The organism is Stenotrophomonas sp. 10L48, from assembly GCF_056395105.1.
Map to the genome: position 1 here is coordinate 178,761 of NZ_JBFTIX010000007.1, position 15,826 is coordinate 194,586.

At 66.4% G+C, this 15,826-nt stretch carries 17 protein-coding genes and 1 pseudogene; 1 reads left to right on the plus strand and 17 read right to left on the minus strand.

Annotation, left to right across the window (positions count from 1 at the left end):
- Positions 1–89 precede the first annotated feature (89 nt).
- On the plus strand, positions 90–1,049 hold the full coding sequence (locus AC1DCU_RS13825; RefSeq protein WP_442252147.1) for a DUF2268 domain-containing putative Zn-dependent protease: 960 nt from the start codon (positions 90–92) through the stop codon (positions 1,047–1,049).
- A gap of 211 nt (positions 1,050–1,260) precedes the next feature.
- Here AC1DCU_RS13825 and queC read toward each other — a convergent pair whose 3' ends face one another.
- From queC to AC1DCU_RS13910, 17 genes and pseudogenes are all read right to left on the minus strand, one after another.
- Positions 1,261–1,926 (minus strand): 7-cyano-7-deazaguanine synthase QueC, encoded by a 666-nt coding sequence (queC, locus tag AC1DCU_RS13830; RefSeq protein ID WP_032975132.1) that lies wholly within the window; start codon positions 1,924–1,926, stop codon positions 1,261–1,263.
- A 77-nt stretch (positions 1,927–2,003) separates the two neighbouring features.
- On the minus strand, positions 2,004–2,705 hold the full coding sequence (gene queE, locus AC1DCU_RS13835; RefSeq protein WP_025874666.1) for a 7-carboxy-7-deazaguanine synthase QueE: 702 nt from the start codon (positions 2,703–2,705) through the stop codon (positions 2,004–2,006).
- 237 nt (positions 2,706–2,942) lie between these two features.
- Positions 2,943–3,761 carry a tol-pal system protein YbgF gene (gene ybgF / locus AC1DCU_RS13840; protein WP_025874667.1) on the minus strand — a complete coding sequence of 273 codons (819 nt, stop codon included), beginning with the start codon at positions 3,759–3,761 and terminating at the stop codon, positions 2,943–2,945.
- A gap of 3 nt (positions 3,762–3,764) precedes the next feature.
- Positions 3,765–4,283, minus strand: a complete 519-nt coding sequence (pal, locus tag AC1DCU_RS13845) for a peptidoglycan-associated lipoprotein Pal (RefSeq protein WP_025874668.1) — start codon at positions 4,281–4,283, stop codon at positions 3,765–3,767.
- A 64-nt stretch (positions 4,284–4,347) separates the two neighbouring features.
- Positions 4,348–5,667: a Tol-Pal system beta propeller repeat protein TolB gene (gene tolB / locus AC1DCU_RS13850; protein ID WP_033831823.1), complete on the minus strand. Its 1,320-nt coding sequence runs from the start codon at positions 5,665–5,667 to the stop codon at positions 4,348–4,350.
- Between the two features lie 249 nt (positions 5,668–5,916).
- Positions 5,917–6,972 carry a cell envelope integrity protein TolA gene (gene tolA / locus AC1DCU_RS13855; protein WP_025874670.1) on the minus strand — a complete coding sequence of 352 codons (1,056 nt, stop codon included), beginning with the start codon at positions 6,970–6,972 and terminating at the stop codon, positions 5,917–5,919.
- Positions 6,962–7,390, minus strand: a complete 429-nt coding sequence (gene tolR / locus AC1DCU_RS13860) for a protein TolR (protein ID WP_032975135.1) — start codon at positions 7,388–7,390, stop codon at positions 6,962–6,964. The genes tolA and tolR overlap by 11 nt, the downstream gene beginning before the upstream one ends.
- A gap of 24 nt (positions 7,391–7,414) precedes the next feature.
- Positions 7,415–8,194, minus strand: coding sequence for a protein TolQ (tolQ, locus tag AC1DCU_RS13865; protein WP_025874672.1), 780 nt, complete (start codon positions 8,192–8,194; stop codon positions 7,415–7,417).
- A 10-nt stretch (positions 8,195–8,204) separates the two neighbouring features.
- Positions 8,205–8,642: a tol-pal system-associated acyl-CoA thioesterase gene (gene ybgC, locus AC1DCU_RS13870; protein WP_032975136.1), complete on the minus strand. Its 438-nt coding sequence runs from the start codon at positions 8,640–8,642 to the stop codon at positions 8,205–8,207.
- Complete coding sequence (gene ruvB, locus AC1DCU_RS13875; RefSeq protein ID WP_025874674.1) at positions 8,632–9,672, minus strand: Holliday junction branch migration DNA helicase RuvB; 1,041 nt, start codon at positions 9,670–9,672, stop codon at positions 8,632–8,634. The genes ybgC and ruvB overlap by 11 nt, the downstream gene beginning before the upstream one ends.
- 515 nt (positions 9,673–10,187) lie before the next feature.
- Positions 10,188–12,107, minus strand: a complete 1,920-nt coding sequence (locus AC1DCU_RS13880; RefSeq protein ID WP_032975137.1) for a potassium transporter Kup — start codon at positions 12,105–12,107, stop codon at positions 10,188–10,190.
- Positions 12,108–12,156: 49 nt separating this feature from the next.
- Entirely contained in the window at positions 12,157–12,750 is a 594-nt protein-coding gene (ruvA, locus tag AC1DCU_RS13885; protein ID WP_032975138.1) for a Holliday junction branch migration protein RuvA, read from the minus strand.
- 13 nt (positions 12,751–12,763) lie between these two features.
- Positions 12,764–13,285, minus strand: coding sequence for a crossover junction endodeoxyribonuclease RuvC (ruvC, locus tag AC1DCU_RS13890; RefSeq protein ID WP_025874677.1), 522 nt, complete (start codon positions 13,283–13,285; stop codon positions 12,764–12,766).
- Positions 13,286–13,414: 129 nt separating this feature from the next.
- On the minus strand, positions 13,415–14,146 hold the full coding sequence (locus AC1DCU_RS13895) for a YebC/PmpR family DNA-binding transcriptional regulator (protein ID WP_032975140.1): 732 nt from the start codon (positions 14,144–14,146) through the stop codon (positions 13,415–13,417).
- A 90-nt stretch (positions 14,147–14,236) separates the two neighbouring features.
- Positions 14,237–14,857, minus strand: a pseudogene (locus AC1DCU_RS13900) (esterase/lipase family protein); the annotation flags it as partial.
- A gap of 77 nt (positions 14,858–14,934) precedes the next feature.
- A complete protein-coding gene (locus AC1DCU_RS13905; RefSeq protein ID WP_032975141.1) occupies positions 14,935–15,456 on the minus strand; it encodes a GNAT family N-acetyltransferase in 522 nt (173 codons plus the stop codon).
- Positions 15,457–15,488: 32 nt separating this feature from the next.
- A complete protein-coding gene (locus AC1DCU_RS13910) occupies positions 15,489–15,824 on the minus strand; it encodes a hypothetical protein (RefSeq protein WP_025874681.1) in 336 nt (111 codons plus the stop codon).
- Positions 15,825–15,826: the final 2 nt, after the last annotated feature.

The window sequence follows — 15,826 nt, forward strand, 5'->3', positions numbered from 1 at the left end:
GAGAAATCGTCGCAGTATCGGCCTGCAGTTAAACCGTTCCATGCAGCGGACGCATCTCATGCACACTCCTTCGTCCTTCGGAGCCACCGATGCGCCTGCCCTTCTTTCTGTTCGCCTGCCTGCTGCTGCCCTGCACCGTCACCACCGCTGCGGCCCCATCGGTACAGATGGATGACATCGCCCGATTCTGGAGTACCTACGATGCAGTGCTTGCCGAGCCCGATGCCGCGCAGAGGGTGGCCCTGGTCCGGCAGCACTACATCGAGCCGGGTAGTGCCGGCCTGCACGCGCTGATGAAGGTGCGCAACTACACCGCCGCCGAATACGCACAAGCAATGCTCGCCTGGCCGCACTTCTGGGCCTCGGTGCGGCCGCTGACCGCCAACGCCCGGCAGGCCAGCGCTACGCTGGAGCGGGATCTGGCTGCGTTCCGCAGGCTTTACCCCGCCCTGCGCCCGGCCAGCATCACCTATGCGGTGGGCGTGCTGCGCACAGGCGGCACCACGCTGGGGAAGCAGGTGCTGATCGGCGCGGAAATGGCACTCGGCGATGCAAGCGTGGATGTCAGCGAACTGCCGGAGCCGTTGCGCAGTCGCCTGCGGGCCTTCTACGACAGCGCGCCCGGCGCGAACAACGCGCAGAACAACCTGCATGAGTACGTGCACACCCAACAGCGCGAGACTACGGGATCGCTCGCACAGTACGCGGTGCGCGAAGGCGTGGCCGAGTACATTGCCGAGCGGATCAGCGGTCGCCGCCCGGCACTGCCGCTGTACACCTATGGCCCGTTGCACGAATCGGAGATCCGCGCTCGCTTCAGAGCGGAGATGGATGGCGATGCGCTGGACAACTGGCTGTACAACAACGCCCGCAGCCCGTTCGGGGTGAGTGATGTGGGGTACTACGCTGGTTACCGCATCGCGCAGGAGTACATGCGGCAGCAGCCGGATGAGCAGGCGGCGATCGCGCGGATGATCGAGCTGGATTACAGCGATCCGCTTGCGGTGCGCGGTTTCATTGAAGCATCGGGTTGGCTGCGGCAGCGGTAGCGCCGGGCCGCGCCCGGCGGACAGCGCCAACCAAGGTTGGCACCTACCAGAATCAGACCCGCCGGGGCTGCCGGCCAGCGACCGGCACTACCGGAATCCCAACATTGGTAGCGCCGGGCCGCGCCCGGCGGACAGCGCCAACCAAGGTTGGCACCTACCAGAATCAGACCTGCCGGGGAAGCCGGCCAGCGGCCGGCCCTACCAGAGCCGGTCAGGCGTACAGCGTCGGGTCGGCCACGCCGGCATCGGCGAAGCCCTGCGCGCGCAGGCGGCAGGCATCGCAATGCCCGCAGGCCGCGCCGCTGGCATCGGCGTTGTAGCAGGACACGGTCAGGCCGAAGTCCACGCCCAGTCGCACGCCTTCGCTGACGATCTGGCCCTTGCTGAGGAACTGCAGCGGCGCATGCACGGTGATGCCCGCGCCTTCCACGCCCGATTTGGTCGCCAGGTTGGCCAGCGCCTGGAAGGCGGCGATGAACTCGGGGCGGCAATCCGGGTAGCCGGAATAGTCCACGGCGTTGACGCCGCAGAAGATGTCGTTGGCACCAAGCACTTCGGCCCAGCCCAGCGCCAGCGACAGCATGATGGTGTTGCGCGCCGGCACGTAGGTGACCGGGATGCCCTCGCCGCCCGCCTCGGGCACGTCGATGTCGTCGGTCAGCGCCGAGCCGCCGATGCTGCGCAGGTCCACGTCCACGGTCTTGTGCACGATCACGCCCTGGGCCTTGGCCACGCGCGCGGCAGCATCCAGCTCGGAGGTGTGGCGCTGGCCGTAACGCACGCTGAGGGCATGCACGGCGAAGCCCTGTTCCTGGGCCATGGCGATGACGGCGGCTGAATCCATGCCGCCGGAGAGAAGCACGACTGCCTTCTTCATGGGTAAATCATCCGGTTGGGGGAGAAAGCCAGCACGCTGTCCCGCGCCGGAGCTACATCAGGAAACGCTGCGCCGGCTCATCGGCCCGGCTCGTCGTTCCACAGGATTTTATGCAACTGCATCTGGAAGCGCACCGGCAGCCGGTCTTCCACGATCCAGTCGGCCAGCTGGCGGGCAGTGATTTCGCCCTTGCTGGGTGAGAAGAACACCATCGTGCGCTGCACCAGCTGGTGTTCGGCGACCATGGCCTTGGCCCAGTCGTAGTCTTCGCGGTTGCAGATCACGAACTTGATCTGGTCACGCGTGGTCAGCAGCGGCAGGTTTTCCCAGCGGTTGCGCGCGACCTCGGCCGAGCCCGGGGTCTTGATGTCGACCACGCGCGACACGCGCGGATCAACGGCGCTGACGTCCAGCGCACCGGAGGTTTCCAGCGACACATCCAGGCCTGCATCGCACAGCTTCTGCAGCAGCACCAGGCAGCGCTTCTGCGCCAGCGGCTCGCCGCCGGTCACGCAGACGTGGCGCACGCCCTGGGCCTGCACGTGGGCCACGATATCGTCGATGTCCCACCATGTGCCGCCGTGGAAGGCGTAGGCGGTGTCACAGTACTGGCAGCGCAGCGGGCAGCCGGTCAGGCGCACGAACACGGTCGGCCAACCGGCGGTATCGGCTTCGCCCTGCAGCGAGGTGAAGATCTCGGTGATCTTCAGGCGCGGCAGGGGCGACTGCACGATCTCGCTGGGCGTGGCAACGGCGGCGGACGGGGGAACGGCGGTCATGGCAGGGACTTCTTGGTGGGACACGTGGCGGGTGGGCTACCGTGGCCGGTAACGAAAGCAGCCGAGCATGGCTCGGCTCTACAACAGCAGCCGGTCGGGTATGGCCCGACGGGTAATGCAAGTCGCCGGGCATGGCCCGGCGCTACCGGATCCGGACGGGTTTGCCGACCCGGAAACGAAAGCAGCCGAGCAAGGGCTCGGCGCTACGGGGAACACATTGTACGCCCGGTCAGCGGATCAGCGGATCTGATTGCCGAGGCGGATCGACTGCAGGCGGTCCTGCGCGGTACGCGCGGCGTCCGAGCCCGGGTATTGCGCCACGACGGTCTCCAGCGTCTGCTGGGCCTGGTCGACCTTGCCCTCGCCGTACTGCGAGAGGCCGACCTTGAGCAGGCCGCCAGCGGCCTTGTCGTGGGTGGGATAGCGCGAGAGCAGTTCGCGGAACTGGGACTCGGCCATCGGGAAATTGCGGGTGGCGTAATAGCTTTCGCCCAGCCAGTACAAGGCATTGGGGGCGTAGACGCCGTTCGGGTACAGCTCCAGGAAGCTCAGGAACAGCTGCGCCGAATCATCGTACTTGCCCGCCTTCAATGCGTCGAAGGCCACGTTGTAGGACGTACGCTCGTCACCGGTGACGGCCAGGCTGCCCGGGTCACCATGGACCGAAGGCGGCCGCTCGGAAGTGGCCGCCGCTGCGGGTTTTGCCGGGGCTGCAGGAGCCTTCGGTGCGCTCGCCGGAACCGCAGGCAGGGCCGGGGCGGCAGAGCCCCCTTCCAACCGGTTCAGGCGGCTGTCCAGATCCAGGTACTGGTCCTGGGCGGTCTGCTTGAGCTGGGCGTTGTCGTGCTGGAGTTGCTCGATCGAGGCCTGCAGGCTGGTGACCTGCTGCCGCAGCTGGTTGATCTGGTTCAACAGGTCCTGGTTGGCACTGTTGTTGTACATCTGCTGCTCGAGCGAACCGACGCGGTCGGCCAGGCTCTGACGTTGTGCATGCGCCGGTGCGGCAGCCACGAGGGCTGCCGCAACGACCAGCATCAGTTTGATGCCAAGGCGCATGGATTACTGCGCGGTGTAGACGATTTCGACGCGACGGTTCTGCGACCAGCAGGACTCGTTCGACTCGGTGCAGACCGGACGCTCTTCACCGTAGGACACGACGGTCAGCTGCGAAGCCGAGCCACCGTTGGCCTGCAGTGCCGAGTTGACGCCGTTGCCACGACGCTCGCCCAGGGCCTGGTTGTACGCGCGCGAACCGCGCTCGTCGGTGTGGCCCTGCAGGGTGATGCGCGAGGACGGACGGTCACGCAGGTACTTGGCGTGGCAAGCCATGATGGCCTGGAATTCCGGCTTCACGTCTTCCTTGTCCAGGTCGAAGTAGACAACGCGCTGACGCAGGCAGGCGTCGGTGTCCAGATCGCCCGGGCCGTACAGGCCGGAGGTGGACGGACCGGTCGGGGTGGTGGTCGAGGTGCCGGTATCGACCGGAGCCGGGGCTTCTTCCTTGACCTTCTTCGAGCAACCGGCCAGGACGGCCACGGACAGCAGGGAAACAAGCAGAACGCGGGTGGACTTGTTCATGGCGATACCTTTGTGGCTCCTAAGCCGATGAGGGGTTCAATACAGAGAAAATATTAACACTCTTTTAGCGCTGGGTACGGTATGGGGACCATGCCGGCTCGCGCACATCACCGTCTGCCAGGACCAGGCGCTGGCGCACGCGCGCATCGGCCGAGACGGCGTACAGCACACCACGACCACCCTCACGGGCGGCATACAGCACCATGCTCGCGTTGGGCGCGAAGCTCGGCGATTCGTCCAGCGAACCCGGCGACAGCGTGCTCCAGCGGGGCGAACCCAGCGAGCTGTCCATCATCGCGATCTTGTAGCTGTTGCCCGAACCCTGGGCGACAGCGATCTTCTTGCCGTCGTAGGACACCGAAGGCTTGGCGTTGTAGTTGCCCTGGAAGGTCACGCGCTCGGCGCTGCCACCACCGGCACCGACCTTGTAGACCTGCGGACGGCCGCCGCGGTCGGAGGTGAAGTACACCGCACTGCCATCCGGTGCCCAGGTCGGCTCGGTATCGATGGCGAAGTGGTTGGTCAGCTGGGTCAGCTGCTTGCTGCCCAGATCCATCACGTAGATCTCCGGGTTGCCCGAACGCGACAGGGTCAGGGCCAGCTTGCGGCCGTCCGGCGAGAAGGCCGGGGCGCTGTTGATGCCGCGGAAGCTGGTGACCAGCTCACGGGCGCCGGTGGAGATGTTCTGGATGTAGATGGCCGAGTTGCCACGCTCGAAGCTGACGTAGGCCAGCTTGTTGCCATCCGGGCTCCACGACGGCGACAGCAGCGGCTCGGCCGAACGCACGATGGTCTGCGGGTTGAAGCCGTCCGAATCGGCCACCATCAGCGCGTAGCGCATGGCGTCGCCCTTGCCGCTGGCGGTCACGTAGGCGATGCGGGTCCAGAAGGCACCACGGACACCGGTGATCTTCTCGTAGATGGCGTCGGCCATCTGGTGGGCAACGTCGCGCATGGCATTGCCACGGGCGGTCATCGCCAGGCCCAGCAGGCGCTCGCCCTTGGGCACGTCGAACAGTTCGTACTCGACGCGGTAGGCGCCGGCACCGGCGTCCATGACCCGGCCGACGACGATGTAGTTCTGCTTCAGCGCGCGCCAGGTGGCGAACTGGATGTCACCGCCACGAATCGGCTTTTCGACGATCTGCGCTTCGGGCAGCGTGCGGAACTGGCCCGAACGTTCGAGGTCGGCACGGACCACGCCGGCGACGTCGGTCTGCGGAGCACCGGCTGCACCCTGGTAGGGCATCGGCACGATGGTGATCGGGAGGGCGGAGGCATTGCCGCCGATGATGTCGATATCCAGCCCCTTCTGCTGCGCGACGGCAGCAAAGGGCAGCAACAGGGCCGCAAACACGGCAAGCCAGCGAGGCATCTTCTTCATGGAGCGCTCAAATAGGGGGAACCGGAACGAGGGATAACAAAACGGCAGTGAACCGCTTCGCAATCATGAACCAAGGGTACGTGAATTCCTGGTCAGTGCCAGCCGGGTCTCTCACATGCCGTTAACGTCGCGGCCACCTTTCGTGCGGATGACTCGTCCCAAGCATGGCGTGGACGGGCCCGTACGATCCAGAGCTAAAGGCGTCATTGGATGACGGGACAGCCCCAACGGGCTGCCCTGCCCCGCGCCTCAGCGATCCTGGGCGGTGAACGTGAAGTTGATCGTGCGTGCGAATACCTGCTCGAAACCGCGGTACGGCAGCGGCTGGGCGTTGAGCACGGCGGCCTCGATCGAGCGCTTGCCGGCTTCATCGAACGGGCAGCCGGCGCTGACCGTGGCGCTGCGGACGGTACCGCCCGGCAACTGGTTGATGGTGATCTGGCAGCGTTGGCCCAGCGGCACGCTGTCCGGACGCACCCACTGCGCCAGCACCTTGGCCTGGATGGCCGCCGCGTACTTGGCAGACAGATCATCACTGCTGCCACCACCACCGGCAGCCGGCTGTGCTGCACCACTGGCACCGGCAGCAGCCGTGCCTGCGGCATTGCGCGCGGCAGCGACCTGGCGCAGCTTCTGCTCGGCCAGCTTGGCTTCCTTCTCGGCCTGCTCGCGGCGGGCGCGGATGTCGGCGATCTTCTTCTGCTTCTCGGCTTCCGCCTTGTCAGCGGCCAGGCGCTCCTGCTCGGCCTGCTTCTTCTTGGCATCCGCTTCCTGCTGCTTGGCCAGACGCAGCTTCTGCTCGGCCTCTTCCTGGCGCTTGCGCTCGGTCAGGTCGATCTGCTCCTGGCGGCGCTTGGCTTCCTGCTCCTGCTTGGCCTTTTCCTGCGAGATCGCCAACGCGCTGACCGCGTCCTGGTCCTTGGTGTCGGGCTGCGCCACGCGTTCCTGCGCCTGTTGCTGCTGCGGCGTCGGTGCGTCCTGCGGGCGCGGCTCTTCAATCGGCTGCGGCGGCGGGATGGTGTCTTCCGGCACCGGGATCGGTTCGGCCACCGGCGGCGGCAGGTCTTCCAGCTTTTCCGACTGGCGCAGGGCCTGGCGGGCGGCAGCGGCTTCGGACGCGGACAGTGCCAGGCTGGCCTCGACCGAGGGATCACCTGCGGCGGCATCGGTATTGCGCTGCGGTGACCACAGCCAGGCGCCGATGAAGATCAACGCGACCAGCAGGTGCACCAGCACGGCCAGCACCATCGGCTGGCCCCAGCCGGGTTCCTGCTTGTGCGGTGGCGGCAGGGCGTCAGCGTGCATCGGTGGCCAGGCCTACCTTGTCCACGTTGGCGCGCTTGATCACGTCCATCGCCGCGATGACCTTTTCATAGGCCACGGCACGGTCGGCGGCGACGATCACGCGCACTCCCTTGTCCTGCGCGGCGATGCCGGACAGGTGGCCCTGCAGTTCCTCGGCAGTGACGGCCGTGGGTTCCTTGGCGTCGGGCAGCTTCAGGCTGAGCTGGCCGTCCTGGCGCACCGAGACGATCACCGGTTCCTGCTTGCTTTCCAGCGCCTTGGCGTTGGAATTGGGCAGGTCGACATCGAAGCTCAGGGTGAGCAGTGGCGCGGTGACCATGAAGATGATCAACAGCACCAGCATGACGTCGATATAGGGAACGACGTTGATTTCCGATTTCAGCTTGCGGCGCTTGCGGCGACCGATGGCAGCGGACATGGCTTGGACTCCCGGGTCTGGCGCTTACTCGTCGCCAGCGCTCTGGCGCTGCAGGATCGAGCTGAACTCGTCGGCGAAGGTCTCGAAACGCACCGACATGCGCTCCACGCGGGTGGTGAAGCGGTTGTAGGCCCATACCGCCGGGATCGCCACGAACAGGCCGATGGCAGTGGCGAACAGGGCTTCGGAGATGCCCGGGGCGACGGCGGCAATACCGGCCTGGGCGCCGCTGCTGATCATGTCGTGCATGGTCACCATGATGCCGAACACGGTACCGACCAGGCCTACGTACGGGGCGGTCGAGCCGATGTTGGCCAGCAGCTCCAGGTTGCGCTCGAGCTGGTCGACTTCGCGGGTGTAGGTGGTGCGCATGGCGCGCTGGGCACCTTCCAGCTGGGCACGGCCATCCAGCCGGCGCTTGTCGCGCAGGCGGGTGTACTCGCGGAAACCGGCTTCGAAGATGGCTTCCAGGCCGCCGACATTGCGGCTGCGGTCGGTGGCCGAGCTGTACAGCTTGCCCAGGTCGGCACCGGACCAGAAGCGGTTCTCGAACTCGTCGGCTTCGCGGGTGGCCTGCTTGAAGATGCGGGCCTTGCGGAAAATGATCACCCAGCTGACGAACGAGCCGACCAGCAGCGCCAGCACGATGATCTTCACCGGCAAGCTGGCCTTGGCCATCAGTTCGAGGTAGTTGATGCCGCCGCCGGTGGTGGCCTGGGCAAGGGTCTGGGTCGCGGCATTGCTGACGTCAGCCGGCAAAGCCTCGGTGACCGTGGCCTGCAGGGCCAGGAGCGTTGCGATCATCCGTTGTTCCTCAAGAGTTCTGTTCGGATTCGGGGTGGAGGTGGGGTTGCAGCGCGGCAAGGACGGCATCGTCCATGCCACGCGGGCGGAAACTGGCCGCGTCCAGTGCGGCGATGCGGACCTGTGCGGACAGCAGCAGCTGGCCGTCGCGCAGGACCTGCTGGTCGAAGACCATGCTGGCCTTCTTCAGCTGGACCAGGGTGGCGCTTACCTGCAGCTGGTCATCCAGCCGTGCCGGCTTGATGAAATCCATCTGCATGGAGCGCACCGCGAAGACCATGCCGTGCTCGGACCGCATGCGCTCCTGGCCGTAGCCCAGCGCGCGCATCCATTCGGTCCGGGCCCGTTCCATGAAGGCCACGTAGCGGGCGTGGTAGACCACGCCGCCAGCGTCGGTATCTTCCCAGTAAATGCGTGTCGGCCAACTGAATCGCGGTTCAACCGACATCGGGGACCTCGGCAAACAGGTCCTGCGGCGGGTTCTTCGGCTTCAGGCCCATGTGCCGGTAGGCCTTGTGGGTCGCCATGCGGCCACGCGCGGTGCGCACCAGGAAGCCCTGCTGGATCAGGTACGGCTCGACCACGTCTTCCAGCGTGCCACGCTCTTCGGAAAGCGCTGCGGCGAGCGACTCGATGCCCACCGGGCCACCGTCGAAGTAATCGACCATGGTCTTCAGCAGCCGGCGGTCAAGCTCGTCGAAGCCTTCCGGGTCGACCTTGAGCATCTGCATTGCGGCCTGGGCCACGGTCTGGTCGATGTGGCCACCGGCCTTGACCTGGGCGTAATCGCGCACGCGGCGCAACAGGCGGTTGGCGATACGCGGGGTGCCACGCGCGCGGCGCGCGATCTCCCCTGCCCCGTCGGCGGTGCAGTCGATGGCCAGGATCGCGGCCGAGCGGCGCACGATGCGGGTCAGTTCTTCGACGCTGTAGAACTCCAGGCGCTGGACGATGCCAAAGCGGTCGCGCAGCGGTGCGGTCAGCAGGCCGGCGCGGGTGGTGGCGCCGATCAGGGTGAACGGCGGCAGGTCGATCTTGATCGAGCGCGCCGCAGGGCCCTCGCCGATCATGATGTCAATCTGGAAATCTTCCATCGCCGGGTACAGCACTTCTTCCACCACCGGCGACAGGCGATGGATCTCGTCGATGAACAGCACATCGTGCGGCTGCAGGTTGGTCAGCAGCGCGGCCAGATCGCCGGCCTTCTCGATCACCGGGCCGGAGGTCACGCGCAGGGCCACGCCCAGTTCGTTGGCGATGACGTGGCTGAGGGTGGTCTTGCCCAGGCCGGGGGGGCCGAAGATCAGGACGTGGTCCAGCGCATCGCCACGACCCTTGGCGGCCTGGATGTAGATCTCCATCTGCTCGCGCACCGGCACCTGGCCGAGATAGTCGGCAAGTCGCTTGGGTCGGATGCTGGCGTCGGCGGCGTCATCCTCGCGGGTGGCGCCGGCGGCGATGATGCGGTCGTCGGTCATGTGCTGATTATGCGGTAAAAGCGGGGAGATTCGGCCGGGCTGCGCCCGGCACCCGCAGAAGCAACTGCAACTTCAACTGCCGAAGCAACAGCAGAAGCAGGTTTCCTGATGGATGGCGGGGTGGGTCCTGTTGCGGGGGACGCCGTAAACCCATCCATGGGGGCTTGGCCGCGGCATCCATGCCGCGGACACCCCCGCAACCGGACCCACCCCGCCTTCGACAGATCTCCGCGATCTGCCGGAATGGCATGGTCTGCTCCTGGTAGGTGTCGACCTTGGTCGACACGGCGTGGCCTGCTATAGGTGGGTGTCGACCTTGGTCGACACGGTAGATCCACGCCATGGGTGGATGGAACTGAGGAGCAGAGTGGGCTCGGCTTCTGGCGCGCGGCGCCTCCGCAAGTGGAGCCCCCTTGTTGTTCAAGGGGGCGCGCCGACAGGCGGGGGGATAAGGTGGAATGCGGGCGGGGCCCACGATTTGCGCAGCAAATCGTGGGACGTAGCGCAGGTGGAGATTAGATCTCCACCTGCGCGCCCAGCTCGACCAGGCGGTTGCCCGGAATCCGGAAGAAGCCCGTCGCCGGGGCGGCGTTCCTGTGCATCAGCGCGAACAGCTTGTCGCGCCAGATCGGCATGCCACGGTTGGCGGTGGCGACGATGGTCTCGCGGCTGGCGAAGAAGGTGGTGTCCATCGGGTCGAAGTAGATGCCACCGTGGTCGCACGAGCGCATCAGCGCCAGCGGTACGTCGGGGGTCTCCATGAAGCCGAAACGCACGTAGACCCGATAGAACTCATCGCCCACCGATTCGATCTTCAGGCGCTGCCCTTCCGCCGCGTACGGCACCGGCAGGGTCACCACATGCAGGAACACGTTGCGCTCGTGCAGCACCTTGTTGTGCTTGAGGTTGTGCATCAGCGCATGCGGGGCCACGGCCGGGTCGGCGGTGAGGAACACCGCGGTGCCGGGTACGCGTACCGGCGGCGCCAGCATCAGGCCCGGCAGGAAGGTGTCGATGCGGATGCCGTCCTTGCGGATCTCGTCGCGCAGCAGTTCGCGGCCACGGCGCCAGGTGCGCATCATGGTGAACAGGAAGATGCCCAGCACCACCGGGAACCAGGCGCCCTGCAGCAGCTTGGCGCCGTTGGCGATGACAAAGCCCAGATCGATGATGAAGAACACCACGCACAAGGGCAGGATCCAGTTGCGTGCCTTGGGCCACAGCGAACGTGCAACCAGGGCCAGCAGCAGGGTATCGATCAGCATGGTGGCCGACACCGAGATGCCGTAGGCCACGGCCAGGTTGGACGAGCTGCGGAAGGCCAGCACCAGGCCGATCACCATCACCGCGATGCCCCAGTTGATGCCGGGGATGTAGATCTGGCCGATGGTGTCGTGCGAGGTGTGCTTGATGCGCATGCGCGGGATGTAGCCCAGCTGCATGGCCTGGCGCGAGACCGAGAACGCACCGGTGATCACCGACTGCGAGGCGATCACCGCAGCCATCGTGGCCAGGATGATCATCGGGTACAGCGCCCACGACGGCACCGCCTCGAAGAACGGGTTCTTGACCGCCTCGGGATGGTTGAGCACCAGCGCGCCCTGCCCCAGGTAGTTCAGCACCAGGCAGGGCAGCACGAAGAAGTACCAGGCGTGGCGGATCGGCTTGGCACCGAAGTGGCCCATGTCGGCGTACAGCGCCTCGCCACCTGTCACCGCCAGCACCACCGCGCCGAGGATGAAGATGCTGTGCCAGCCGTGCTCCATGAAGAAGCGGATCGCCCACCACGGGTTGAACGCCTTCAGCACTTCCGGCGCGTCGACGATGTTGTAGATGCCGATCGCGGCCAGCGAAATGAACCAGATCGAGGTGATCGGGCCGAACAGCTTGCCGATCTTCGCGGTACCGAAACGCTGCACCGCGAACACGGCCAGCAGCACCACCACGGTGATCGGCACGATGAAGGCATGCAGCCCCGGCGCGGCAACCTCCAGGCCTTCGACCGCACCCAGCACCGATATCGCCGGGGTGATCACGCCATCGCCGAAGAACAGCGAGGCGCCGAAGATGCCGAGGATGCCGACCACGTAGGCCGAGCGCGACCCGTTGCGCAGCGTGCGCTGGGTCAGCGCCATCAGCGCCATGATGCCGCCCTCGCCATCATTGTCGGCGCGCATGATGATGGTCACGTACTTCAGGGTGACCACGATGTTCAGCGCCCAGAACGCCAGCGACAGCACGCCCAGCACGGTGTCGTGGTCGCTGTTGAGCCCGTAGTGCGGCGAGAACGCCTCCTTCAGGGTGTACAGCGGGCTGGTGCCGATATCGCCGAAGACCACGCCGATCGCACCGATGATCAGCGCCAGGCCCCCGGCGGGGGGAGCGTGACCATGGCCACCATGGGCGGCGGTGTGCGGGGTTTGACTGCTGGACATGGGGCTCCTGGCGAAGCTCAGGGTGTAATGGGGAAGGAAACGGAGCGGCTCAGCGCAGCGCCGATTGCAGGGCCTTGCGGATGACCATGGCCACTTCGTCGCCCTCGTTGAAGGCCTCGCGCGCCATCCGCGCCGCCTCGGTGGGCTTGTAGCCCAGCTGCTGCAGCGCCACGGTGGCATCGGACAGCGGATCGGCCGGGGCCGGGCCACTGCCGGTCGGCAGTGCGCCACCGGCACCGAACTGCGCCGCGCGGTCACGCAGTTCCAGCACCATGCGCTCGGCGGTCTTCTTGCCGATGCCGGGGATGCGGGTCAGCGCGGTGATGTCGCCGGCCTGGACCATGCGGGCGAATTCTTCGACGGTGACCCCGGACAGCACGGCCAGCGCGATCTTCGCGCCGATGCCGCTGACCTTCTGCACGTCGCGGAACAGGCGGCGCTCGCCTTCGCGCAGGAAGCCGTACAGCGAGACGCTGTCTTCCTTCTGCGAATAATGAGTGTAGAGCGTGACCTCACGGCCCAGCTCGGGCAGGTCGTAGAAGGTGCTCATCGGCGCCTCCAGCTCGTAGCCCACCCCATTGACGTCCACCACCAGCCACGGCGGCGCCTTGTAGGCGACGATTCCGCGCAGTCGACCGATCATTGCGTGCAGCTCCTCATTTGCGGCCCCACGCCTGGCGGGCAGTCAGCCCCAGGCGGTTGGCCGTTGCCCTTACGTGGGCATGGGTGATGGCCACGGCCAACGCGTCGGCCGCGTCGGCCTGCAGCTTGGTTTTCAGGTTGAGCATGAGCCCGACCATGTGTTGAACCTGTTGCTTTTCGGCGCCGCCACGACCGACCACCGCCAGCTTGATCTCGCTGGCGGCGTACTCGTGCACCGGCAGGTCGCGCAGCACCACCGCCGAAATCGCCGCGCCACGGGCCTGGCCCAGCTTCAGCGCCGAATCGGGGTTGCGCGCCATGAACACCTTTTCGATGGCCACTTCCTGCGGCTGGAACTCCAGGCACAGCTCGGCCAGGCCCAGCACCAGCAGCTTCATGCGCTGCGGGAAGTCATCGGCACCGAGCAGCACCAGCGGCTGGTGATGCACGTGGCTGACCCGGCCGCTGGCATCGACATCGATGATGCCGACCCCGGTCCGTTGTGAACCCGGGTCGATGCCGAGAATGCGGGTCATGCGGCACACGCGCGCAGGCCGCTGATCCGGGAAGGACGCATGCGGCGGTGATGGCTGGAAACGTCTGGGGTCATCATGGTCCGCATTGTCCGCTCACCGGCCGCCAAAGGCGACCGGCGCAGCGTCCGTTCAGGCGTAGGCGTCCGCGCCGAGATCGGCGTTGGAGTACACGTCCTGCACGTCGTCGAGGTCTTCCAGCATGTCCAGCAGCTTCTTGACCTGCAGGACAGTGTCGCCCTCGACCTTGATGTCGTTGTCGGCACGGAAGGTCAGCTCGGCATGATCCGGCGTGCGGCCAGCCGCCTGCATCGCATCCTTGACTGCGTGGAAGCTGTCCGCGGCGGTGAGCACGTCGATCGCGCCATCCTCCGGGTAGACCACGATGTCATCGGCACCGGCCTCGATGGCCGCTTCGGAGATGGCGTCCTCATCGGCGCCGGCGCCGTAGTGCAGCACGCCCACGCGTTTGAACATGAAGCTGACCGAGCCTTCGGTGCCCATGTTGCCGCCGCACTTGCTGAACGCATGGCGGACATCGGCCACGGTGCGCACGCGGTTGTCGGTCAGGCAATCGACGATGACGGCCACGCCACCGGGCGCGTAGCCCTCGTAGCGGATCTCTTCGTACTCGACGCCTTCCAGTTCACCGGTGGCCTTCTTGATGGCGCGCTCGATCACGTCCTTGGACATGTTCGCGGTCAGCGCCTTGTCCACGGCTACACGCAGGCGCGGGTTGTTGTTGGGGTCGCCTCCACCGCCGCGGGCGGCCACGCCGATCTCACGGATGATCTTGGTGAAAATCTTGCCGCGCTTCGCGTCAGACGCGTTCTTGCGGTTCTCGATGGAGGGGCCTCTACCCATGGGTCTTTCCGTACGTGCGTTGATGGATAAGGCCGCGGATTCTACCTGATCGGGCCCGCTGACCGTGTCGAGGGCGGATGGATGCCGCTGCGCTCGCCGGGCATGGTCGAACTGGCCATGGCGGAGGAAATGCGCGGTCTGCCGCGCGGCATCGGGCGACACCACCAGGCCGCTGTGGCTGGTGCGCACCACGCAGTGGTCGGCCAGGCCCGGCAGGCGGGTCTCGGCCAGCGCCACGGTACCGTCGGAATCGTCATCCAGCGCCCCGAGCAGGCTGCCCAGCCCATGCGGCACCGAGCCGGCGATGAGGCCGACGGCGGCCTTGCCCTGCCAGTCCGGCAGCCCGTCCAGCAACAGCTCGCTGCTGCGGCCCAGGGCCAGGCCCCAACCATGTTCGGACAACGAGCGCGCAGTACCACTGCCCCGCAGTGGCGAGCCCAGGCAGACCACGCGCTGCACGGGCAACTGCGGCTGCCGGCGCAGGGCTTCCAGCGCCAGCAGGCCACCCAGGCTGTGCCCGACCAGCGACAGCGGGCCTGCATCTGCCAGCCGCTCCAGCAACTGCGGCACGGCCACATCGGGACCGCCAAATACGGACGAGTAGCCAAAGGTATGGACCTGGAAGCCGCGCGCGCGCAGGCGCCAGGCCAGCGGCCCGACCCAGGCACGGGCATTCCAGATGCCATGCAACAACAGAACGGGGGGAGTCATGTGCAACAGCCTGGCGGTCAGCGGGGCGGAACTACAGTGATTGAACAAAAGCCAGGGGCAAGCGGCGGTGAACGGTTTCAGGCCGGATGCGGCAAACGGCGCAGGATGAACTCAAGATCGTTGGTATCGCCCACCGGGAACAGGTACTCGCCGGCCTTTTCAAAACCATACCGGGCGTAGAAGCGCTGCGCGCCGAAGTTTTCCGACCACACGCCCAGCCACAGCGTGCGCGGGCCGTCGTGCTCCAGCCAGGCCAGCGCCGTTTCCAGCAGGCGGCTGCCCCAGCCGCAGCTCTGCTGCGTCTTGATCAGGTACAGGCGCTTGAGCTCACCGTCACCGGGCTTCACGTCCGGGTGCGGCAACCCACAGGGGCCGGCGGCGGCATGGCCGACCGCCTCCCCGTCCAGCTCCAGCAGCCACACCGCGTAATCCGGGTGGGCCAGGATCGTGCGCTGGCGCTCGACCGTGTAGGCCTCGTCGATGAAGTCCTGCAGGTCCTGCGGCGGATACAGATGGCCGAAGGTTTCGGTGAACGTGCGTGCGGCCAGCGCCGACAGGGTCGGCGCGTCGTCCACAGTGGCGCGGCGGATCGAATACATGGGTCGAGTTGACGTCAGGACCACGGTTCGGGTCAAGCCCGCTCCGCCGGTTCCTTGTCGTCTTCTTCCTCTTCCTCTTCTTCGTATTCCTCGTCGTCCTCTTCTTCCTCGCCGTCTTCCTCTTCTTCGCCTTCCTCGTCCTCGTCGTACTCTTCCTCTTCGTCGTCTTCGTAATCCTCGACGCCGAAGTCTTCACCGTCCCAGCGGCCTTCGCCGTCGGCGACGAAGGTCAGGGCCATGGCCGACGGGTTGGTACCGACACGGACCAGCCAACCACCGAAGACACGTGCACGCTCGGTGACCAGGTTGGCCTCGGAGCCTTCATTGCCCAGCTTTTCCCACTCCAGCGAAAACGCAAACTCGGTCATTG

Excerpts from the sequence above, each read along its gene's own strand:
- pal (WP_025874668.1), bottom strand. The coding sequence starts at position 4,283 with ATGAACAAGTCCACCCGCGTTCTGCTTGTTTCCCTGCTGTCCGTGGCC.
- AC1DCU_RS13905 (WP_032975141.1), bottom strand. The coding sequence starts at position 15,456 with ATGTATTCGATCCGCCGCGCCACTGTGGACGACGCGCCGACCCTGTCG.
- tolQ (WP_025874672.1), bottom strand. The coding sequence starts at position 8,194 with ATGATCGCAACGCTCCTGGCCCTGCAGGCCACGGTCACCGAGGCTTTG.
- tolA (WP_025874670.1), bottom strand. The coding sequence starts at position 6,972 with ATGCACGCTGACGCCCTGCCGCCACCGCACAAGCAGGAACCCGGCTGG.
- AC1DCU_RS13910 (WP_025874681.1), bottom strand. The coding sequence starts at position 15,824 with ATGACCGAGTTTGCGTTTTCGCTGGAGTGGGAAAAGCTGGGCAATGAA.
- ruvB (WP_025874674.1), bottom strand. The coding sequence starts at position 9,672 with ATGACCGACGACCGCATCATCGCCGCCGGCGCCACCCGCGAGGATGAC.
- tolB (WP_033831823.1), bottom strand. The coding sequence starts at position 5,667 with ATGAAGAAGATGCCTCGCTGGCTTGCCGTGTTTGCGGCCCTGTTGCTG.
- ruvC (WP_025874677.1), bottom strand. The coding sequence starts at position 13,285 with ATGACCCGCATTCTCGGCATCGACCCGGGTTCACAACGGACCGGGGTC.
- tolR (WP_032975135.1), bottom strand. The coding sequence starts at position 7,390 with ATGTCCGCTGCCATCGGTCGCCGCAAGCGCCGCAAGCTGAAATCGGAA.
- AC1DCU_RS13825 (WP_442252147.1), top strand. The coding sequence starts at position 90 with ATGCGCCTGCCCTTCTTTCTGTTCGCCTGCCTGCTGCTGCCCTGCACC.
- ybgF (WP_025874667.1), bottom strand. The coding sequence starts at position 3,761 with ATGCGCCTTGGCATCAAACTGATGCTGGTCGTTGCGGCAGCCCTCGTG.
- queE (WP_025874666.1), bottom strand. The coding sequence starts at position 2,705 with ATGACCGCCGTTCCCCCGTCCGCCGCCGTTGCCACGCCCAGCGAGATC.
- queC (WP_032975132.1), bottom strand. The coding sequence starts at position 1,926 with ATGAAGAAGGCAGTCGTGCTTCTCTCCGGCGGCATGGATTCAGCCGCC.
- AC1DCU_RS13880 (WP_032975137.1), bottom strand. The coding sequence starts at position 12,107 with ATGTCCAGCAGTCAAACCCCGCACACCGCCGCCCATGGTGGCCATGGT.
- ruvA (WP_032975138.1), bottom strand. The coding sequence starts at position 12,750 with ATGATCGGTCGACTGCGCGGAATCGTCGCCTACAAGGCGCCGCCGTGG.
- AC1DCU_RS13895 (WP_032975140.1), bottom strand. The coding sequence starts at position 14,146 with ATGGGTAGAGGCCCCTCCATCGAGAACCGCAAGAACGCGTCTGACGCG.
- ybgC (WP_032975136.1), bottom strand. The coding sequence starts at position 8,642 with ATGTCGGTTGAACCGCGATTCAGTTGGCCGACACGCATTTACTGGGAA.